The 20,593-nt window shown below is 67.9% G+C and carries 22 protein-coding genes and 2 tRNA genes; 17 read left to right on the forward strand and 7 right to left on the reverse strand.

The window, feature by feature from the left end; translation table 11 throughout:
* Positions 1–40: 40 nt before the first annotated feature.
* From fdxA to BBJ41_RS06675, 8 genes are all read left to right on the forward strand, one after another.
* The gene (gene fdxA / locus BBJ41_RS06640; RefSeq protein ID WP_034183076.1) at positions 41–364 is read left to right on the forward strand and encodes a ferredoxin FdxA; all 324 of its coding nucleotides are present in this window, start codon (positions 41–43) and stop codon (positions 362–364) included.
* 101 nt (positions 365–465) lie between these two features.
* Positions 466–541: transfer RNA gene (locus tag BBJ41_RS06645), tRNA-Asn, on the forward strand.
* A 71-nt stretch (positions 542–612) separates the two neighbouring features.
* Positions 613–688 (forward strand) — tRNA-Asn (locus tag BBJ41_RS06650).
* 120 nt (positions 689–808) lie between these two features.
* Positions 809–1,294: a CreA family protein gene (locus tag BBJ41_RS06655; protein ID WP_069745848.1), complete on the forward strand. Its 486-nt coding sequence runs from the start codon at positions 809–811 to the stop codon at positions 1,292–1,294.
* Positions 1,295–1,355: 61 nt separating this feature from the next.
* The gene (locus BBJ41_RS06660; protein WP_069745849.1) at positions 1,356–2,255 is read left to right on the forward strand and encodes an AraC family transcriptional regulator; all 900 of its coding nucleotides are present in this window, start codon (positions 1,356–1,358) and stop codon (positions 2,253–2,255) included.
* A 150-nt stretch (positions 2,256–2,405) separates the two neighbouring features.
* Positions 2,406–3,173 (forward strand): AzlC family ABC transporter permease, encoded by a 768-nt coding sequence (locus tag BBJ41_RS06665; RefSeq protein ID WP_069745850.1) that lies wholly within the window; start codon positions 2,406–2,408, stop codon positions 3,171–3,173.
* Positions 3,170–3,508: an AzlD domain-containing protein gene (locus tag BBJ41_RS06670; protein ID WP_034183072.1), complete on the forward strand. Its 339-nt coding sequence runs from the start codon at positions 3,170–3,172 to the stop codon at positions 3,506–3,508. Before BBJ41_RS06665 ends, BBJ41_RS06670 begins: the two co-directional genes overlap by 4 nt.
* 161 nt (positions 3,509–3,669) lie before the next feature.
* Positions 3,670–4,452, forward strand: coding sequence for a DUF4088 family protein (locus tag BBJ41_RS06675; RefSeq protein ID WP_069745851.1), 783 nt, complete (start codon positions 3,670–3,672; stop codon positions 4,450–4,452).
* Positions 4,453–4,562: 110 nt separating this feature from the next.
* Here the strand turns inward: BBJ41_RS06675 and BBJ41_RS06680 are convergent, their stop codons facing one another.
* Positions 4,563–4,964 carry a hypothetical protein gene (locus BBJ41_RS06680; protein ID WP_069745852.1) on the reverse strand — a complete coding sequence of 134 codons (402 nt, stop codon included), beginning with the start codon at positions 4,962–4,964 and terminating at the stop codon, positions 4,563–4,565.
* Between the two features lie 270 nt (positions 4,965–5,234).
* Here BBJ41_RS06680 and BBJ41_RS06685 point away from each other — a divergent pair, with 270 nt between their 5' ends.
* From BBJ41_RS06685 to fumC, 3 genes are all read left to right on the forward strand, one after another.
* On the forward strand, positions 5,235–5,453 hold the full coding sequence (locus BBJ41_RS06685) for an RNA-binding S4 domain-containing protein (RefSeq protein WP_006486208.1): 219 nt from the start codon (positions 5,235–5,237) through the stop codon (positions 5,451–5,453).
* 135 nt (positions 5,454–5,588) lie between these two features.
* Positions 5,589–6,977, forward strand: a complete 1,389-nt coding sequence (gene norM / locus BBJ41_RS06690; protein WP_069745853.1) for a multidrug efflux MATE transporter NorM — start codon at positions 5,589–5,591, stop codon at positions 6,975–6,977.
* 149 nt (positions 6,978–7,126) lie between these two features.
* The gene (gene fumC / locus BBJ41_RS06695) at positions 7,127–8,521 is read left to right on the forward strand and encodes a class II fumarate hydratase (RefSeq protein ID WP_069745854.1); all 1,395 of its coding nucleotides are present in this window, start codon (positions 7,127–7,129) and stop codon (positions 8,519–8,521) included.
* Between the two features lie 46 nt (positions 8,522–8,567).
* Here fumC and BBJ41_RS06700 read toward each other — a convergent pair whose 3' ends face one another.
* A complete protein-coding gene (locus BBJ41_RS06700) occupies positions 8,568–9,080 on the reverse strand; it encodes an acyl-CoA thioesterase (protein ID WP_012328135.1) in 513 nt (170 codons plus the stop codon).
* A gap of 119 nt (positions 9,081–9,199) precedes the next feature.
* Positions 9,200–9,340: a hypothetical protein gene (locus tag BBJ41_RS41105; protein WP_167362193.1), complete on the reverse strand. Its 141-nt coding sequence runs from the start codon at positions 9,338–9,340 to the stop codon at positions 9,200–9,202.
* Between the two features lie 202 nt (positions 9,341–9,542).
* On the opposite strand from BBJ41_RS41105, the gene BBJ41_RS06705 reads away from it, so the two are divergent.
* Both BBJ41_RS06705 and BBJ41_RS06710 read left to right on the forward strand, forming a co-directional pair.
* On the forward strand, positions 9,543–10,250 hold the full coding sequence (locus BBJ41_RS06705; protein WP_069745855.1) for an ArsR/SmtB family transcription factor: 708 nt from the start codon (positions 9,543–9,545) through the stop codon (positions 10,248–10,250).
* Between the two features lie 159 nt (positions 10,251–10,409).
* Positions 10,410–12,959: a DUF6600 domain-containing protein gene (locus tag BBJ41_RS06710; RefSeq protein ID WP_069745856.1), complete on the forward strand. Its 2,550-nt coding sequence runs from the start codon at positions 10,410–10,412 to the stop codon at positions 12,957–12,959.
* Positions 12,960–13,060: 101 nt separating this feature from the next.
* Here BBJ41_RS06710 and BBJ41_RS06715 read toward each other — a convergent pair whose 3' ends face one another.
* Positions 13,061–14,032 (reverse strand): thymidylate synthase, encoded by a 972-nt coding sequence (locus BBJ41_RS06715; RefSeq protein ID WP_069747613.1) that lies wholly within the window; start codon positions 14,030–14,032, stop codon positions 13,061–13,063.
* 41 nt (positions 14,033–14,073) lie between these two features.
* Positions 14,074–15,471, reverse strand: coding sequence for a sigma-54 dependent transcriptional regulator (locus BBJ41_RS06720; protein ID WP_069745857.1), 1,398 nt, complete (start codon positions 15,469–15,471; stop codon positions 14,074–14,076).
* Positions 15,472–16,079: 608 nt separating this feature from the next.
* Between BBJ41_RS06720 and BBJ41_RS06725 the strand changes: the two genes are divergently transcribed.
* A complete protein-coding gene (locus BBJ41_RS06725; RefSeq protein WP_236872054.1) occupies positions 16,080–16,298 on the forward strand; it encodes a hypothetical protein in 219 nt (72 codons plus the stop codon).
* A gap of 281 nt (positions 16,299–16,579) precedes the next feature.
* Positions 16,580–17,080: a dihydrofolate reductase gene (locus tag BBJ41_RS06730; protein ID WP_069745859.1), complete on the forward strand. Its 501-nt coding sequence runs from the start codon at positions 16,580–16,582 to the stop codon at positions 17,078–17,080.
* Between the two features lie 83 nt (positions 17,081–17,163).
* Here the strand turns inward: BBJ41_RS06730 and pmbA are convergent, their stop codons facing one another.
* Positions 17,164–18,534: a metalloprotease PmbA gene (gene pmbA, locus BBJ41_RS06735; protein WP_069745860.1), complete on the reverse strand. Its 1,371-nt coding sequence runs from the start codon at positions 18,532–18,534 to the stop codon at positions 17,164–17,166.
* A gap of 127 nt (positions 18,535–18,661) precedes the next feature.
* Here pmbA and yjgA point away from each other — a divergent pair, with 127 nt between their 5' ends.
* Positions 18,662–19,267: a ribosome biogenesis factor YjgA gene (gene yjgA / locus BBJ41_RS06740; protein ID WP_272481937.1), complete on the forward strand. Its 606-nt coding sequence runs from the start codon at positions 18,662–18,664 to the stop codon at positions 19,265–19,267.
* Positions 19,248–19,859: a molybdopterin adenylyltransferase gene (gene mog, locus BBJ41_RS06745; RefSeq protein WP_069745862.1), complete on the forward strand. Its 612-nt coding sequence runs from the start codon at positions 19,248–19,250 to the stop codon at positions 19,857–19,859. The genes yjgA and mog overlap by 20 nt, the downstream gene beginning before the upstream one ends.
* A gap of 16 nt (positions 19,860–19,875) precedes the next feature.
* On the opposite strand, the gene orn is transcribed toward mog, so the two are convergent.
* On the reverse strand, positions 19,876–20,496 hold the full coding sequence (orn, locus tag BBJ41_RS06750; protein WP_069745863.1) for an oligoribonuclease: 621 nt from the start codon (positions 20,494–20,496) through the stop codon (positions 19,876–19,878).
* Positions 20,497–20,593 lie beyond the last annotated feature (97 nt).

A 20,593-nucleotide genomic window follows, 5' to 3' on the forward strand; every position in this document is an offset into this window, starting at 1 on the left:
AAACGCCACCCCATATATACCGCCAAGCAGGAGCGTTTTAATGACTCACGTTGTGACCGAAGGCTGCATCAAGTGCAAATACACGGATTGCGTGGATGTGTGCCCGGTGGATTGCTTCCGTGAAGGTCCCAACTTTCTCGCCATCGATCCGGACGAATGCATCGACTGCGCCGTGTGCGTCGCCGAGTGCCCGACCAATGCGATCTATGCCGAAGAAGACGTTCCGGGCGACCAGCAGCAGTTCACCGAGCTGAACGCCGAGCTGGCAAAGGGCTGGCCGTCGATCACGAAGACCAAGCCGGCACCGGCCGACGCGGACGAGTGGAAGGACGTGCAGGACAAGCTGCACCTGCTCGAGCGCTGATCGCGCGGTGGCTGCAAAATTTTTTGTGTGCCGCAGCCCAAAAGTATTGACAGGTTAGCGAACGCTCCTTAAAATCTCGTTTCTCTGCTGTTGTTGTTTGTTCCCCGATAGCTCAGTCGGTAGAGCGCCGGACTGTTAATCCGTAGGTCCCTGGTTCGAGCCCAGGTCGGGGAGCCAAAAACACAAAGGCCCGTTGAAAGTGAACGGGTTTTTTGTTGGAAACAAAACACGCAGATGTACCGATTTATTCCCCGATAGCTCAGTCGGTAGAGCGCCGGACTGTTAATCCGTAGGTCCCTGGTTCGAGCCCAGGTCGGGGAGCCAGACAATGAAAGGCCCGTCATTCGACGGGCCTTTTGTTTTTCCGGCCGCCCTTTCGCTTTCTCGTGGCCCGGTTCCGCGCATGCTAGAGTTTCCGTCCCGCATTCGCATCCGGCTCCATCGATGAAGCACCGCCTCCTCTCTGCTGCCCCGCTCGCCCTCCTGCTCTCCGCCGTCGCCGCGGCCCCGCTCGCGCACGCGGAGGAAGTCGGCAGCGTCAACACCCATTTCCGCGTGACGGGCTCCGACCGCGTGGTCGTCGAAGCGTATGACGATCCGCTCGTCCAGGGCGTGACCTGCTACGTGTCGCGCGCCCGCACGGGCGGGATCAAGGGCACGCTCGGCGTCGCCGAGGATCCGAGCGAAGCGTCGATCGCGTGCCGTCAGGTCGGCCCGATCACGTTCAAGGAACCGCTCAAGCAGCAGACCGACGTGTTCAGCGAGCGCATGTCGTTCATCTTCAAGACACTGCACGTCGTGCGCGTGGTCGACAAGAAACGCAACGCGCTCGTCTACCTGACCTACAGCGACCGTATCGTCAGCGGCAGCCCGAAGAACGCCGTCACCGCAGTGCCGATGCCGGCCGGTACGACGATTCCGGTCAAGTAAAGCCCGCGCCTGTCGGGCGCGCGAGCGATACACTGTCGGTTCGACCGCTCCGCGCCCGATCATGTCCGCCACCCGCCTCCCAGATTCCGCACGCTACTGGCGCACGCCGCTGCTGCCGGATGCGGATCTCGTCACGGCCACCTATCGCGACCACACGTTCGCGCCGCACTGGCACGACGCGTACACGATCCCCGTGATTCTCGAAGGCGCGGAACGCTTCACCTATCGCGGCAGCGGCTATGTCGCCGAAACGGGCACCGTCCCCGTGATCAATCCCGGCGAAGTGCACACGGGTTCGCGCGCAGCCGACGAAGGCTGGTGCTATCGCGTCAGCTACATGCCGGTCGACTTCATCCGCGCACTCACGAGCGCGATCGCGGGCCGCCCGCAGGATGCGCCGTGGTTTGCCCCCGACGTGATTCGCGACGCCGACCTCGCGGCCCGGCTCGCGCTTGCGCACCGGATGATGGAGGCCGGCAGCGAGCGCGCGCCGTCCTCGCATGCGCACGGGCAGCCAGCCGACGATCCGGCGGCCGGCGCCCCGCGCATCTACGATCCGCTCGCCGCCGAAACGGCGATGCTCGACGCGCTGTCGACGCTGATCGTGCGTCATGCCGACGCGCTGCCGCGCCCGGCGCCGTTCATGGCTGACGAACCGCGCGTCGACGCGATGCGCGAGCGGCTCGCCGCTGATCTCACATGCACCGTGACGCTCGACGAAGTCGCGCAGGCGGCCGGCCTGTCGCCGTTCCACGCAGCGCGCCTGTTCACGCGCACGACCGGCATGCCGCCGCATGCGTGGCGCAACCAGTTGCGATTGCAGCGCGCGCTGGCGCCGCTGCGCGCGGGCGTGCCCGTCGCCGATGTCGCGGCGGCCAGCGGCTTCGTCGACCAGAGCCACTTCACGCGGCATTTCAAACGGATGTTCGGCGTGCCGCCCGGGCGCTGGCAGGCGCGCTGACACGCCGCTTTCCGCCCGTCCCTGCACACGGCCACCGCGACAACGCCACACCGCCACACCGACAAACGCCCCAGCGCCAACCCCGATCCCGATCCCGCGACCGCAAGAACATACAAGCCGTCCCGCCACCGGCCCGCTATCCTCGAGTTCATGGAGAAGCACGCTTTGAACCCGACACCCCCATCGCCCCCTCGCCGCCCGCTCAACGAATGGCTCGACGGCGCGCGCGACACGATCCCGATGATGATCGGCGCGGCGCCGTTCGGCGTGATTTTCGGCACGCTCGTCGGCGGCGGCCCGCTCGCCGCCTGGCATGGCGCGCTGATGTCGCTCGCCGTGTTCGCGGGCTCCGCGCAGTTCATCGCTCTCGGCCTGATCGCCGGCAGCGCGAGCTTCGTCGTCGTGCTCGCGACGACCCTGATCGTGAACCTGCGCCACCTGCTGTACAGCGCGACGCTCGCGCCCTATGTCGCGCACCTGCCGCTGCGCTGGCGCGCCACGCTCGGTGCGCTGATGACCGACGAGGTGTTCGCGGTCGCCTACGCGCACTACCGGCACTTCCCGCCCGGCACGATCGGCCCCCACTACTTCTTCGGGTCGGGGCTCGCGATGTACCTGAACTGGCAGGTCTGGACGCTCGCGGGCATCGGCTTCGGCGCGGCGTTCCCGGGCCTGCAGTCGCTCGGTCTCGATTTCGCGATGGCGGCGACCTTCATCGCGATCGTCGTGCCGCAGCTCGGCACGCTGCGCTACTTCGCGGCGGCCGCGACGGCCGGCACGCTCGCGTACTTCTGGCAGGGCTGGCCGTACAAGCTCGGGCTGCTCGGCGCGGTCGCCGCCGGCGTCGCGATCGGCGTCGCGCTCACGCTGCTGCACGAACGCGCGCGCGCCAGCTCGCGCACGGAGGCCGCATCGTGAGCTACGCGCTGCTGATCCTCGGCATGGCCGTCATCACGTACGCGATCCGCACGACGCTGTTCCTGTTCGGCGAGCGGCTGACCTTCCCGCCGCTCGTGCGGACCGCGCTCGGCTTCGTGCCCGTCACCGTGCTGACCGCGATCATCGTGCCGATGACCGTCTCGCCGCACGGCGGCACGGCCGAGCTCACCTGGCGCAATCCGCAGCTCGTCGGCGCACTCGCCGCCGTGCTCGTGTCGGCGGCGACCCGCCGGCCGCTCGTGACGATCGCCGCCGGTCTCGCGGTGTTCTTTTTCTGGCAAGGGATCGTGCTGCCGCACTGGCTGCCCGCCTGAGCAAACGCTCGGTCACGCACGCTCAAGTTTCCGCCCGACGCGCCGATATAGGGTATGAAGACCCGCCACCGGCCTCGGCGCGCACCGGTCAGTCGACGCTGCGCCCGCACCGGTGCGCCGTGCCGGCCGCCGGCTTGCGCGGGCCGCCATCGAGACGATTCATGGGCCAGATCACCCTTTCCCTCAAGGACGACACGCTCGAGTCCCTGCGCAAGGACTACGACGCGTTCGTCCGCGTGTCGCTGAAACTCGACCCGCAGTTCGCGACGCCGTCGTTCGAGGATTTCCTGCGCGCCAAGCTGCTCGACAACATGGTGCCGCTGACCGAGCACGCAGTGCAGCGCATGCTGCAGGGCGGCCAGTACGCATGGGCAAAGCGCACGCTCGACAAGGAATTTCCGGACGTCGTCGCGATCCTGATGCGGCAGGCCGGCGAATTCGGCTTCGGCTTCGCGTCGCGTTCCGAATGGACGCCCGACGAACTCGCGAAGGCGTGCCGCGACTGGGCGAAGGCGATCGTCGCCGAAGCGCAGGGCGACCCGTCGCTGATCGACCCGCTCGCCTCGCAGATCAAGGGCGCGGCGCAGGACATCCAGACGCTCGAGGAACTGATGCAGACGCCCGCGTGGCGGCTCGCGGAATCGCTGCGGCAACGGATCTACGAGGCGAAGCTCGCGTGCGAAATGAGCGTGGGCAGCACCGCGCGCGACAAGCTCGGTGAACTGCGCGGCCTGTTGCGGCTCGGGCTCGCGCATGGCTCGTTCCAGAAGCAGGAAGCGCAGCAGATCATGGAATACCTGCGGCTGCTGAAGCCGGAAATTTTCGTCGAGGAACCGTACGACGTCTTCGCGCGACTCGCCGCGTGGCTGCGCGCCGTATTCACGCCGGCTGCCACGCGACCGGCGCAGGGACAAGGCCAGGGCCAGGGGCAACGCCGGCCGTAACGGTGCGCACGCACACATGAAAGCGGCCCGGTTCGCACGAAACGAACCGGGCCGCCGGATGGCCGCCGTCGCGACGCGCCGCTCAGGGTAAGCGTCGCGCCGGGCGACGCTTACTGCGTGGCGCCCTGGGCCGATGCACCACCTTCCGCGCCGACCGACGCGCCGCCTTCGGTCGCTTCGCCGGCCTTCGCCTTGGCCGAGCCGGCATGGCTCTTGGCCGACTTCGCCGCATGCTTCGCGTGCTTCTTGGTCGAATGGACGGCCGACGACGCCGTATCCTTCGCGCCGTCTGCCGCCGCGCCGACCGCATTGGTTGCGCCGCCGACCGCATTGCCCGACGCGTTCACGCCGGCGCCGCCCTGCACGCCCGCGCCGACACCCGCCGCCGGGGTCTGCGCCTGCATGCCGGCGCCTGCCGCGCCCTGCGCCGCCGTGCCCGTCTGGGCAAATGCAGCCGAAGTAGCGAACGCCGTCAGCGCGGCACCGATCAGCATCGTACGAATCTTGGACATGGCAATTCTCCTCAGGAAGTTGTGGGCGAGAACCGCAGCGATGCGGCCCGTCGCGTCCCCCGCCGCAACACGCAGCAGGTACGACAAAAGACCCGCGGCGCACACGGCCGGTTCTCGAATCTCTCAGACTGTTACCCACCGTTTCATTTGCTGACGAATCGCTCACAGTCCTTAACAACTGCGCGCCGCAGCCGCCCGCGCTCGCGCGCCGGCCCGTGGTGCCGTATGATGCGGGGCGATTCCTCCCGCGCATCGCGCACCTTCTTCGTCATGCCCAATCTGGATTTCACGCTGACCGGCGAATACGTCGAGCTGCACAACCTTCTCAAGATCACCGGCCTCGCGGACAGCGGCGGCACGGCGAAACTGATCGTCGCGTCCGGCGCGGTGAAAGTCGACGGCGCGGTCGAACTGCGCAAGACCTGCAAGATCCGCGCAGGACAGGTCGTGCTGCTCGGCGACACGCGCATCGCGGTGCGCGAAGCCTAGGGCGCGACCGTTCCCCTTTCCGCGACATGGCCATCGGCGCGCGCGTTCGACACGGTTCGAATAAAGCCGTAAGCTAACCGTCTCTCAAAATAAATACATACAGCGCGGGCCCGCACCCGCGCGAGCGCCCATTCCATGTCGCATTCCGGTCTTACGCGGACGGCCGCCGCGCCGCCGTCCCTGTCCAGTCACGCCGCCGATACCGCGCGCCTCGCCGCTCCCCTCGCGATCGCGCAACTCTCGCAGATGGCGATGAGCGTCACCGACACGGTGCTGCTCGGCTCGCTCGGCCCCGATTCGCTCGCGGCGGGCGGGCTCGGCGCGAACTTCTTCTTCGTCATCGTCACCATCCTGCAAGGCGTGCTGTCGTCGATCAGCGTGAGCGTCGCGCATGCGCGCGGCGCCCAGGCCGAGGACCGCGTGCCGCACATCTACTGGACGGGCTTCGCGCTGTCCGTGCTGCTCGCGATTCCGGCGATCATCGCGCTGTCGCTGGCCGAACCGATCCTGCTGATGTTCCACGAGCCGCCGCTGCTCGCGCATCACGTCGGCGAATACACGGGCATCCTGCGTTTCGCCGCGCTCGGCAGCCTGATCGGCGTCGGGCTGATGCGCGCGTTCCTGCCGGCGATCGGCGCCGCACGGCGGCTGCTGTGGGTGTCGATCAGCGGCGTCGGGATCAACGGCGTGCTGAACTACGGGCTGATCCACGGTGCATTCGGGCTGCCGCGCCTCGGCTTTCTCGGCTCGGCGGTCGCGACCACGATCACGATCTGGCTCACCGCGCTCGCGCTGATCTGGCTGCTGCATGGCCGCCAACGGTTCCGCCATTTCGTGACCGCCGCGCGCCCGAAGCTGCCCGTGATGGGCGAGCTGATCGGCATCGGCTGGCCCGTCGCGATCACGTACGGGGTCGAATCGACGCTGTTCCTCGCCACCGGCCTCACGGTCGGCGTGCTCGGCGCGACCTCGCTCGCCGCGCACCAGATCGCGCTGAACGTCGCGTCGGTGTCGTTCATGGTGCCGCTCGCGATCGGCCAGGCCGCCAATGTCCGCGTCGGCTACTGGGTCGGCGCGGGTTCGCCCGTCGCCGCGCGGCATGCCGGCTTCGTCGCGCTCGCGCTCGGCGTCGCGTTCATGTCGCTGTCGGGCATCGTGATGATCGTCGCGCCGCATGCGATCGTCGGCCTGTACCTGCACCTCGACGACCCGGCCAACACGGCCACGGTATCGCTCGCCGCTTCGCTGCTCGGCATCGCCGCGGTGTTCCAGATCGTCGACGGGATGCAAACCGTCGCGTCGGGCGCGCTGCGCGGCCTGAAGGACACGCGCATCCCGATGCTCGCCGCAACCTTCGGCTACTGGGGCATCGGCTTTCCGACCGGCTACTGGTTCGCGTTCCACGCGGGCCTCGGCGCGCGCGGCCTGTGGTGGGGGCTCGCGGCCGGCCTCGCGAGCGTCGCCGCGCTGATGGCATGGCGCTTTCATCTGAAGACTGCGTCGCTCATCGCGACGCGGCACTGAGCGCGACACGACACGAAATCGCGGCCGACGCTATGCTTGTCGGTTGAAGGCCCGAGACATCAAGACGCCGCGCGAGCGGCGCGACTGCCTCACGATACGTCTGACGCCGCGCGACGCGCGGCCTTTCCCCTTTCCAGGAGGAGTGCATCATGAATGAAGCAGTTCGGATGGAACGCGACACGTTCGGCGAAATCGCCGTGCCGGCCAACCGGCTCTGGGGCGCGCAGACCGAGCGCTCGCTGCAGAATTTCCGGATTTCGACCGAGAAGCAGTCGCCCGAGCTGATCCACGCGCTGGCGATCGTCAAGCGCGCCGCGGCGGCCGTGAACCAGTCGCTCGGCGTGCTGGCCGACGACAAGGCGCGCGCGATCATCGACGCGGCCGACGAGATCATCGCCGGCAAGCATCCGCGCGAATTCCCGCTCGCGGTCTGGCAGACGGGCTCCGGCACGCAGACCAACATGAACCTCAACGAAGTGATCGCGAACCGCGCGAGCGAGCTGATGGGCGGCGAGCGCGGCGAAGCGCGCAAGGTTCATCCGAACGACGACGTGAACCGCGGGCAGTCGTCGAACGACGTGTTCCCGACCGCGATGCACATCGCGGCCGCGTACGCGATCGTCAACCACCTGCTGCCGGCGCTGCGCACGCTGCGCGCGACGCTCGACGCGAAATCGAAAGCGTTCGCCGACATCGTGAAGATCGGCCGCACGCACCTGCAGGACGCCACGCCGCTCACGCTCGGCCAGGAGTTCTCCGGCTACGTCGCGCAGCTCGACCAGGGCATCCGGCACGTCGAATCCGCACTGCCGCACCTGTACGAACTCGCGCTCGGCGGCACCGCGGTCGGCACGGGGCTGAACGCGCATCCGGAATTCGCGGTGCGCGTCGCCGACGAAATCGGCCGGCTCGCGAAGCTGCCGTTCGTGACGGCGCCGAGCAAGTTCGAGGTGATGGCGGCCGCCGACGCGCTGGTGTTCGCGCACGGCGCGCTGAAGACGGTTGCGGCCGGCCTGATGAAGATCGCAAACGACGTCCGCTGGCTCGCGAGCGGGCCGCGCTGCGGGCTCGGCGAGCTGTCGATTCCGGAGAACGAGCCGGGCAGCTCGATCATGCCGGGCAAGGTGAACCCGACGCAGTCGGAGGCCGTGACGATGCTGTGCTGCCAGGTGTTCGGCAATGACGTCGCGGTCAACTTCGGCGGCGCAAGCGGCAATTTCGAGCTGAACGTGTTCCGGCCGATGATCGCGCACAACCTGCTTCAATCGGTGCGGCTGCTCGCCGACGGAGCGCAGAGCTTCAACGATCATTGCGCGGTGGGCATTGAGCCGAATCGCGCGCGCATCGACCTGCTGCTGAACGAATCGCTGATGCTCGTGACGGCGCTCAATCCGCACATCGGCTACGACAAGTCGGCGCAGATCGCGAAGAAGGCGCACAAGGAAGGCACGACGCTGAAGGCCGCCGCGCTCGCGCTCGGCTACCTGACCGAGGCGGAATTCGATGCGTGGGTGCGCCCCGAACAGATGATCGGGTCGCAGTAACGGCTGCACGACGGGCGCGGCGCGAGCGGCGCGGCGCCCGTTGGTATCAGACCGCGCCCTTCGCGACTTCTTCCGGTTTCATCTCGACGATCTTGTCGAGCGCGGCGCGCACGTCGGCCGCATATTTCGCAAGCACCTTCTGCTCGTCGGTCTCGGGCACGAACGGCGGCACCGGCACCGGGTTGCCGTTCTCGTCGACCGCGACGAACACGACGAGGCAATCGGTCGTCTGGCGCAGCACGCCGCCCTTCGGATCGCCGGCGTGCACGGACACATGGATGTGCATGCTGGTGCGGCCCGTCGCGACGACGCGCGCCTTCAGCTCGACGAGATTACCGACCAGGATCGGACGCTGGAAACGGATGTTGCCGACGCTGACCGTCACGCAATAGCGGCTCGACCAGACTGCCGCGCACGCATACGCGACCTCGTCGATCCACTTCATCAGCGCGCCGCCATGCACCTTGCCGCCGAAGTTCACGGACGACGGCTCGGCGAGGAAGCGGAATACGGTTTCGGTGCGGTCGAGGGCGGCCGGTACGGGGGACGGTTGGGACATCTTGTTGGCTCCAGGCGGCGGGGGCGCTGTAATCGGGCCATTATACGTTGCACTGCGGCAACGCGTCGCGGCGCGCCCCGTGTGGCGGGGCTGCGCCGGCCGCACCCGGACGGCGCCGTTCAGCGGCGCACCGTGATGCCCTGGTCGATCGTCCCGTACATCTCGAGGCTGCCGCCCCGCTCGCCGGCGGCGCCCGCGCCGCCTTGCGCACAGGCCGCGCAAACGAGCGCGGCCACCAACAGGCAGAAAATCGTCTTCATCGTTGCATCGCGTCACGTGCGGCGGCCCGTTGCCGCCGCGTCCGGCCATTCTACGCGCGGCCCGCACGGGGCCGCGGTTCGATCCGCGGCATCGGCGGCGCTCTCGCCCGCGTCCGCGGCATCCGACATTTCAGCCGGACGCGAAACATCGAATGCCTGCACCCACTACACTGCAAGTCATCCCGCCTGACGAGACACGACGATGACCGATCAAGACGACCACCACTTCCCGGGCCTGAGCCGCATCGGCGCACTGATCGCCGACCCGGGGCGCGCCGCGATGCTGTGGGTGCTGATGGACGGCAGCGCACGACCTGCCGGCGAACTGACGATGATCGCGGGGCTGTCGCCGTCCGCCGCGAGCGCGCACCTCGCGCGGCTGACCGAAGGCGGACTGCTCGCGCCCGAGGTGCGCGGCCGGCACCGCTATTACCGCATCGCGTCGGCCGATATCGCGGCGTCGCTCGAGGCGCTCGCGAACGTCGCCCGCGCGGCCGCGCCGCACCGCCCGGTTCCGCCGCCGTCGCGCACGGTGCCGGCCGAACTGCGCTATGCGCGCACCTGCTACGACCACATGGCCGGCGAACTCGCGGTGCGCATCTTCGACGGGCTCACCGCGCGCGGCTGGCTGCTCGCGGACGGCGATGCGATCGAGACCACCGAGCTCGGCACCCAGGCGCTCGCGCAATGGGGCATCGACGTCGCGCAGCAGCGCACGCGCCGGCGCCGCTTCGCGTGCGGCTGCCTCGACTGGAGCGAACGGCGCGCGCATCTCGGCGGCGCGCTCGGCGCGGCGCTGCTCGACAGCTTCTGCGCGCACGGCTGGATCGAGCGCGCCGCACGGCCGCGCGTGCTGCGCGTCACCGTGCCCGGACAGCAGGTTTTCGACGCGTGGCTTACGTCCGCTTGACGCCTGCATTGCGGCTGCACGACAACGGCGCGCGATGGACAGGTTTTGTTACATCGCGTGCCATTCGACTTACAAAACACCGAGCATTGAAACAGGCCGAGCGGATATTGTGAATTCAACGGCACGAATCGACGCGCCGCGATAACGAAGACGCTCATCATGGCCACCCTGTTCACGCTCAAGCGAACCGCCCGCTGCACGCTGCTCGCGTTCATCGCGCTTGCGGCCCTGCCCCCCGCATTCGCGCAATCGGCCGATGCCGCTCCGTATGCGGCCGCGGCCCGGCAACCGGGCGGCGATCCGCCCGGCCGCGTCGCGCGGCTCAATTACCTGTCGGGCGCGGTGACGACCGAACCGGCGGGGACCGATACCTGGTCGTATGCCGCGGTGAACCGGCCGCTGACAACCGGCGACCAGCTCTGGAACGATGCCGGCGCGCGCTCGGAACTGCACATCGGCTCGACCGCGGTGCGGCTCGGCGAATCGACGAGCCTGTCCGTGCTGAACCTCGACGACACGGCGACGCAACTGAAAGTGGGCCTCGGCACCGTCTCGACGCACGTGCGCCAGTTGCCGGCCGGCGGATCATACGAAATCGACACGCCGAACCTCGCACTCGGCATCACGAGCCCCGGCGACTATCGCGTCGATGTCGCGCCGAACGGTGCGAGCACGACGGTCACGATGCGCAGCGGCAGCGCCACCGTCTACGGCAGCAACGGCCAGTACCCGCTGTCGCCCGGGCAGCAGGTCGTGTTCACGGGCACCGACCTGCAGGTCGCGCAGCAATCGGCCGCGCCGGGCCCCGACGCGCTCGACCAGTGGGCCGGCAGCCGCGACGCGGCCGAGGAGCGCTCGGTATCGGCGCGTTATGTCTCCCGTGACGTTCCCGGCTACCAGGATCTCGACGCGAACGGCACGTGGCGCGATACCCCGAATTACGGCGCGGTCTGGGTGCCGAACGACACGCCGGCCGACTGGGCGCCGTACCACGATGGCCACTGGATCTGGCAGGCGCCGTGGGGCTGGACGTGGGTCGACGACGCACCGTGGGGCTTCGCGCCGTATCACTACGGCCGCTGGGCATACGTGGACGACAGCTGGGCGTGGGTGCCCGGCCCGGTCGTCGTCAGCCAGCCGCCGGTCTATGCGCCGGCACTGGTCGCATTCGTGGGCGGCGGCGGCGGTCCCGACTGGAGCGTTGCGCTCACGGTCGGCGGCGTCGCCGCGGCCGGTTGCGCATGGTTCGCGCTCGGCCCCGGCGAACCGTGGCACCCGGGCTGGGGCGGCTGGAGCCCGCACTACTACGACCGCGTGAATCGCAACGTCGTGGTGAACAACATCAACGTGAACAAGACGGTGAACGTGACGAACATCACGAATATCACCAACATCAACAAGACGTACGTGAACTTCCGCGCGCCGCACGCGATCACGGCCGTGCCGGCCTCCGCGTTCGTGCACGGCCAGCCTGTCGCGCACTTCTCGCAGCACGTCGATCCGCAGCAATGGCGCAATGCGCACGTCACGCCGGGTACGCCCGGCATCGCGCCGGTGCGCCAGAGCTTTACCGGCGGGCTGCGCAATGCCGCCTACCGTCCGCCGGCGGCAATTGCACAGCACCCGTACGTCGCGACGCGCAATCCTGCCGTCCCGGCCGCGTATCGCGACCAGGCTGCCGCGCATCTCGCACAGCAAGGCGGGCGCGTACCGGGCGCCGGCGCTCCCGTCGTGAAGACGAACGTGCCGGCCGACTATACGGCTCGCCCGGTCCGCGTCCCGGGCAGCCCGGGCGGCGGCGCATGGGCGATGCACAACGTGCAGCTCGTGAATCCGCACGGCCCCGTCGTGCAGCCGGGACGCGCGCCGCGCGAAGGCCAGCCGCCCGCCATGCAGGCCGGACGGCCGGGCGCGCCGGTGCCGGGTGCGCCGAATGTCGCGCGGCCCGCGAACGGCGAAAGCCCGGGCGCGCCGCGCTTCGCAAACAGCGGCATGCCTCAGGCACCCGGCAACCCGGTGCCGCACCAGGCATTCGGGCCCGGAAACGGCGTCCCGCATCCGCCGGTGGCCGGTAACGCTCCGTCGGGCATCGGCAACGCGCACGCAGCCGAGGCGCCGTCGCCCGCGTGGATGCAGCCGCACACGCCGATGGAGCGTCAGCGCCCCGCTCCGCCGACCGCACTGCATGCGGCGGGACAGAATGCGCTGCCGCCCGTGCGCAGTGCCGTGCCGGTCCCGCATCCGGACGGCGCGCCGGCGCCGCAGGCCGCGCAGCCCGGCAGCCGGAACGAGGCGCCGCGCGCGCTGCCGCAACCGCGGGTGGACAACGTGGCGCAGATTCCGCAGCCGCGTCCGCGCCCCGATTTCCCGACGCCGGCCCGGCAAGCGCAGACGCAACCGGAACGGGCCGCCCCGGCACCGCAACCGCGTCCCGAATTCGCGCAACCCGCGCCGCATCGCGACATCACGCCGCCGCGCGTGAACGAGTACCGCCCACCGGCCCCCGCCGTGCATGAAATGCCGCGTCAGCAGCCGCAAGCGCCGCGCATGGAGCCGCGGCCGTCGATGCCTGCGCCCCGCATGGAACCGCGGCCGCCGACGCCCGCGCCGCACATGGAACCGCGACCGCAACCGGCGCCGCACGTCGAGGCGCCGCGCCCGAGCAATCCGCCGCCGCAAGGCGGTCACGAAGAGCGGCACCGCCAGTAACTGCCGCAAACATGAAACAAAAAAGCCCGACCGGCTGATGCCGGTCGGGCTTTCTTTCGTCGGGACACGAATCGGTGAAACCGCCCGGCCCGGCCGGGCGATCAGACCGCCATCGGCGCGGTCAGCGGCTCGTGGTGACGGTAGCCGACGAGCGAGAAATCGGACGGCTCGACCTGCTCCAGCCACTCGGGCGCATAAACGCCCGTCTTCGCATATTCGGGCACGCGCGCGGCGATCTCGAGCCGCGGGCTTTCATACGGCTCGCGCGTGAGCTGCTGCTGCAGCATGTCGAGCTGGTTCTCGTAGATGTGCGCGTCGCCGATGAAATACGTGAACCAGCGCGGCGTATAGCCCGTCAGCCGGCCGACCAGCGACAGCAATGCAGCGCCTTCCGTCAGGTTGAACGGCGTGCCGAGCCCGACGTCGTTGCTGCGGATGTACAGGCACAGCGAGATCTCGCGCTTCGTGGCGTTCGGCAGGAACTGGTACAGCAGATGGCACGCCGGCAGCGCGATCTGGTCGAGCACGGCCGGATTCCACGCATGAAACAGGATGCGGCGGTCGGCCGGGTTCTCCATGATCGTGTCCAGGCACTGGCGCAACTGGTCGATCGCCTTGTACAGCAGCACCTTCGGCGCGCCGTCCTCGTCGAAACGCGTGACGATCCGGAAGCCGCGGCGCGTCGCGTCGGCGATCTGCGCGTCGGCGCCCGCGTCGAGCACCTTGTAGCCCGGCCACTGGCGCCATTGCACGCCGTACACGTCGCCGAGATCGTCGACGCCCTGGCGATACGGGTTCGCGAGCCACTGCGCGTTCTCGTTCGCGTTCGCGTCCCACACCTTGCAGCCGAGCGCACGGAAATCGGCCGCGCTGCGCGACGCGCGCAGGAAACCGACCAGTTCGCCGATCGCGGACTTGAACGCGAGCTTCTTGGTCGTCACGGCCGGGAAGCCTTGCTGCAGGTCGAAGCGCAGCATCGCGCCGGGCATGCTGATGGTGCGGATCCCCGTGCGGTTCTCCTGCCAGGTGCCGGTATCGAGAATGGTACGAACGAGGTCGAGATACTGTTTCATGCGGGTTCCTTCGGCCGCGAGGGCGGCCGTACCCGCCAATTTTAGCAAGCGTGCCGGGGAAGCTCCGGCAACGGCGCCGAAAACCCTGCCAGCGTGTCGCCGCGATCGCGCATGCCGTGCGCGCACATCAGCCGGTAGAGCGTGACGCGCGACACGCCGAGTTCGCGCGCGGCATCGGCGAAACGGCCGCGATGACGCAACAGCGCCTGCTCGATCGCCTGCCGTTCGGCGGCCTCGCGCGCCTCCAGCAGCGACACGGGCGCGAGCGTCGCGTAGTCGTTCAGCTCGAGATCGGCCGCGGTGATCATCCTGCCCTCCGACATCACGATCGCGCGGCGCACACGATTGATCAGTTCACGCACGTTGCCCGGCCACGAATAACCGTACAGCGCGGCGACCGCGTCAGGAGAAAAACCGCGCAGGCGGCGATGCGCATCGCCCTTGAAACGCTCGAGCATGTGGCGCGCGAGCACCTCGATGTCCTTGCCGCGCGCACGCAGCGGCGGTTCGTCGATCTTCAGCACGCACAGGCGATGGAACAGGTCCTCGCGGAAACGTCCTTCGCGCAACGCAGCTTCCATGTCCACGTGCGTCGCGCAGATCACGCGCACGTCGACCGGCACCGACACGTGCGCGCCGAGCCGCTCGATCTTCCCCTCCTGGAGAAAACGCAGCAGGCTGGCCTGGCTTTCGAGCGGCAGGTCGCCGATCTCGTCGAGAAACAACGTACCGCTGTTGGCAGCTTCGACGCGGCCGATCTTGCGCTGGTTCGCGCCGGTGAACGCGCCGCGCTCATAACCGAACAGCTCGGCCTGCAGCAGCGTCGACGGGATCGCACCGCAATTGATCGCGACGAACGGCGCCTGTGCGCGCGACGAACGCTCGTGAATCGCCACCGCCGTCAGTTCCTTGCCCGTGCCCGATTCGCCCGAGATGAACACCGGCGCATCAGTCGCCGCGACACGGCGGATCGTCCTGAAGAGCCCGAGCATCGCATCGCAGGTGCCGACCATCTCGCCTTCGCTGCGCCCGGCGCCGACAGGCGGCGCAACGGGTTCGGTCAGCGCGACCATGCCGTGCGCGTGACCGACGGTCTCGACGATCCGCGACGTCTCGTACGGCATCGTCACGTAGTCGAAGCAATAGTCGCGAATGAGATGGCGCAGCGTGGCGTCCTGCAACTGGCCGCGACGCGTCGCCGCGATCCAGCCGATGTGCTGAATGCTCAGACAGGTTTCGAGCTCGCGCAGATCCGAGGGCTTGAAGCCCGGCGAAAAATCGAGCAGGCCGGCCGTCGCGACGCCATGCTGCACGACGCGCCGTACATCGCGTACCGTCTCCGCGAGATCGACACGCCAGCCGCATTCGTCGAAATGGCCGCGCAACGCGTCGTTCGGTTCGCGCGAGTAATAGATGACGTGCCGCTGATCGGCTCCCATATGCTCACCCCGTTCATCAACCATCTAACGATTGCCGCGCACGTTAAGTCTCGTGCGGAAAAGATCGAATCGGGTCAGCCGAAGGCAGCTCGATTCGCCATATCAATGCGCGGCAACGCAAGGCCTCGCATGATGGCGCTTATCTCGCGTCCAGTATTTTGGTCAAGACAGCTTAGTTATAGGCACTGAATACGACAAACCGATTTCAGTGCCGTGAGCGATGCGGCCGGATCGCTCAGGAGGTCGACGCATGTCAATCATCTGCACATAGCACGTGCGCAGCGAAATGTTCTTCCATCGACACACGCGTCGATTTTCATCCTTGAAGCGTATTGATTGAATCCGCAGTATTCCCGAGCCCCCTCGTTTCAGGCATGAAACATTTTCAGGCGTTTTTGGCCACAATTCGCAACGCTTGCGCGCGAATCGCAGTGGCGACAACGGTCCCGGCACGATGGCATGTATTTCGCTGAATACGGAATACATCGGAGACCGTAACCATGCGAAAACTTCTTTTACTTTCTTTCGTACCGATGGCAATTGCGCTCGCGGCCGCCTGCGCATCCGCACCGGCACATGCGGACGAAAGCGTGAAACAGGATGGCGCCATGCTGCTTGCCGCCAACGCGCCGAGCATGCAGCACGGCAGCGGGTTCGGCATCGTGACGGTGTCGGCACCGCGACCGCTGTCGGCCGGCAAGACTTCGGTGACGCTGTGGGACGAGATCCCGCCGCCGCCCCAGTTGCCGATGCCGCTCCCGGCCCCGCAGCCAGGCGAAGCACAGCACGCGATGGAAGGAAACGCACAAGGCAGTACGCACCAGTGATCTATACGCCAATCGATTCGATGAGGATTGCGTATTGATTTGATCGGGCCGGATAGCAACGATCGGGACCGGCGCCGCTGATCTCGCGACACGAAACGGTTTCGTGCTCCGTCCCCCGGCGGGCACTCTTTTTATTCGATCCGCCGCCGCGATGCATTGCATGCCGCGTCGCGGCGCGCAGCGCAGGGAGGCGGATGCATTCCGCACCCACACGGAATCCGGCACGCGCCGCCGTTCCGGTAGAATCGGCGCCATTCCGGTTTTCCTCCTCCCCGACCTTCATGACGACGTTGACCCTGATCGTCGCGCGCGCCCGCAACGGCATCATCGGCCGCGACAACCAGTTGCCCTGGAAACTTCCCGAAGATCTCGCGTTCTTCAAGCGCACGACGATGGGCGCGCCGATCGTCATGGGCCGCAAGACCCACGAGTCGATCGGCCGGCCGCTGCCGGGCCGCCGCAACATCGTCGTCACGCGCGACGCAACGCGCCGCTTCGATGGCTGCGACACGGTCACGTCGCTCGCCGATGCACTGGCGCTCGCCGCGCGCGACGGCGTGCCCGAGGCATTCCTGCTCGGCGGCGCACAGCTCTACGCGGAAGGGCTCCTGCTCGCCGACAAGCTGGTCGTCACCGAGATCGATGCCGACTTCGACGGCGACGCATCGTTCCCGGCGCCCGACGCCGCGCACTGGCAGGAAGTCTCGCGCGATGCGCACGAGGCGGCTGCACCGAACACGTTCGGCTACGCGTTCGTCGTCTACGAGCGCAAGCGCGGCTGACACGTCGCGCGGCATGAAAAAAGCCCGACCGGCTCGCGCCGATCGGGCTTTTTCATTTGATCGCGGCCGGCGCCGCGCGCCGCTTACTGCCCGGCGATCGTCATCTGCTCGATCAGCACCGAGCCCGTTTCCTTCGTCCCGCGCACGATCGAATCGGCGCCGATCGCGACGATATGCCGGAACATCTCCTGCAGCGTGCTCGCGACGGTGATTTCCTCGACCGGATACTGGATCACGCCGTTCTCGACCCAGAAGCCTGCCGCACCGCGCGAATAGTCGCCCGTCACGTAGTTCACGCCCTGCCCCATCAGTTCGGTCAGCAGCAGGCCGGTGCCGAGCTTCTTCAGCATCGCGTCGAAATCGTCGCCCGGCTGCGTGTTCGAGCTGCGCAGTGCGAGATTGTGCGAGCCGCCCGCGTTACCGGTGGTCTGCGTGCCGAGCTTGCGTGCCGAATAGGTCGACAGGAAGTAACCCTCGACGACGCCGTCCTTGACGACGCTGCGCGCGCGCGTGCGCACGCCTTCCTCGTCGAACGGTGCGCTGCCCATCGCACGCAGCACGTGCGGATCCTCGACGACCTGGATGTGCGGTGCGAACACCGGCTTGCCGAGGCTGTCGACGAGGAACGACGTCTTGCGGTACAGCGCACCGCCGCTCACGGCCTGCACGAATGCGCCGAGCAGGCCGGCCGCGAGCGGCGCCTCGAACAGCACGGGCACCTTGCGGGTGTCGAGGCGGCGTGCGCCCATCCGCGCGAGCGCGCGTTCGGCCGCGTAACGGCCCACCGCTTCAGGCTCGGCGAGATCGATCGCGCTGCGCTTCGACGAATACCAGTCGTCGCGCTGCATGTGGCGGCCGCTGCCCGCGATCGGCGCGCATGCGATGTAGTGGCGCGAGTACGGGTAACCGGAGAGAAAGCCGCGCGACGTCGCCAGCACGAACTGCGAATGCTGGGCCGACACGCTCGCGCCTTCCGAATTGCGGATCTGCGGGCTGACCGCGAATGCGGCATCTTCCGCGCGGCGGGCGAGCTCGACGGCTTCGTCGGCCGTCAGCGCCCACGGATGGTAGAGATCGAGGTCGCGCGGATCGGTTTCGAGCAGCTCGGCCTCGGCGAGGCCGGCCGCTTCGTCCTCGGCCGTGAAGCGCGCGATGTTGTAGGCGGCGGCGACGGTATCCTTGATCGCGGCCGGCGAGAAGTCCGACGTGCTCGCATTGCCGCGCTTCTTGCCGATGAACACGGTCACGCCGACCATCTTGTCGCGGTTGTGCTCGATCGTTTCGACTTCACCGCGGCGCACCGACACCGACAGGCCGTCGCCCTCGGAAATTTCGGTCGCGGCGTCCGTCGCGCCGAGTGCCTTCGCATGGCGAAGGATGTCCGAGGCGATTTCTTTGAGCTGGTCCTGCGTGTGCGGGAAATAGCGCGCTTGTACGTCGAGATTGGCTGCCATCGTCTTGGTATCCGGTGGCGGGCGGGCGCCCGCATGTTCAAAATGTTGCGTATCCCGCGATCATAGCAAGGTCCGGGGCCGGGCACAGACAAGCTTGGGGTGTCCGCGCCGCGATACAATGCCGCCTATGACACGCAAAACCCGAATCCAGCCGATCGAGCATGCCGTCGAGGACGACGACAACGGCTACGATCGCCCCAGCAAATCCCAACTGAAGCGCGAAATGCACGAGCTGCAGGTGCTCGGCCAAGCGCTCGTCGACCTGCCGAAAGACGCGCTGAAGCGCATGCCGATGCCCGAAAGTCTCTCGGACGCCGTCCGCGAGGCCCGCCGGATCACCGATCACGAAGGCAAGCGCCGCCAGTTGCAGTACGTCGGCCGTGTGATGCGCACGCTGACCGACGACGAGACGGCCGCGCTGCGCACCGCGCTCGACGCGCAGCGCGGCGTGAACAAGGCCGCGACGGCCCGCCTGCACTGGATCGAGCGCACGCGCGAACAGCTGCTCGCCAACGACGACGCGCTGACCGAATTCCTGCGCCGACACCCGGAAGCCGACATCCAGGAAGGCCGCACGCTGATCCGCAACGCACGCAAGGAAGCGCAGCAAGGCAAGCCGCCGCGCTATTTCCGCGAGCTGTTCCAGTGGATCAAGACCGCGAGCGGCACGCCCGATGCGGACGACGAAGCATCGGACGATGCCGGAGACGACCATGACGACGACGAAGCGTAACCATCCGGACGAACTCGTCGTCGGCCTCGTGTCGATCAGCGACCGCGCGAGCACCGGCGTCTACGAGGACAAGGGCATTCCGGCGTTGCAGGAATGGCTCGGCGGCGCGCTGACGTCGCCGTGGCGCGCCGAGACGCGGCTGATCCAGGACGATGCGCCGACGATCTCCGCCACGCTCGCCGAACTCGTCGACGTCGCCGGCTGCGATCTCGTGCTGACCACGGGCGGCACGGGCCCCGCGCGCCGCGACGTGACGCCGGAGGCCACGCTGGCCGTGGCGACGAAGGAAATGCCGGGATTCGGCGAGCAGATGCGGCAGATCAGCCTGAATTTCGTACCGACCGCGATTCTGTCGCGGCAGGTCGCGGTGATCCGCGAGACGGCCGACCATGCAGCGCTGATCATCAACCTGCCCGGCCAGCCGAAGTCGATCCGGGAAACGCTCGAAGGGCTGCGCGACGCCGACGGCAAGTCGACGGTGCCCGGGATCTTCGCCGCGGTGCCTTACTGCATCGACCTGATCGGCGGCCCGTACGTCGAGACCGACACCGCGGTGGTCGCGGCGTTCCGGCCGAAAAGCGCCCAGCGCTGAGCGCGTGCCGGCCCGCTCAGGCGGCCGGCGCGGACTCGCCAGCCGACGCCGACGCGGCCGGAATCAGGAAATGCTCGCGGTAGTACTTCAGCTCGTCGATCGACTCATGGATGTCCGCGAGCGCCGTGTGCATCGCGCGCTTCTGGAAGCCCTTGTAGATCGCGGGCTGCCAGCGGCGGCACAGCTCCTTGAGCGTGCTGACGTCGAGATTGCGATAGTGGAAGAATTTCTCGAATTCCGGCATCCAGCGCGCCATGAAACGGCGATCCTGGCAGATCGAGTTGCCGCACATCGGCGACTTGCCGGGCGACACGTACTGCGCGAGGAACGCCTGCAGCTGCGCGGCGGCTTCCGCTTCGGTCACGGTCGACGCGCGCACGCGGTCGATCAGGCCCGAGCGGCCGTGCGTCGACTTGTTCCAGTCGTCCATCTTCGCGAGCGTTTCGTCGCTCTGGTGGATCGCGAACACCGGGCCTTCGATCGCGATGTCGAGCGTGGAATTGGTCACGACGACCGCGATCTCGATGATACGGTCGTTATCCGGGTCGAGGCCCGTCATCTCCATGTCGAGCCAGACGAGGTTCAACTCGTTGCGCACGAGCGCGGGCTGGCTGGTGGAAGCGGCGGTATCGGTCATGAGTCATCCTGGAAAATGGCAGGCGGCGCGCAGCGCCGCCCGGGCGGCCGGCATCGCATCAGCGGGCCCGGTCCGCAAGAACATATAATTCTCGCAT

The sequence above is a fragment of the Burkholderia stabilis genome, from assembly GCF_001742165.1.
Lineage (GTDB): Bacteria > Pseudomonadota > Gammaproteobacteria > Burkholderiales > Burkholderiaceae > Burkholderia > Burkholderia stabilis.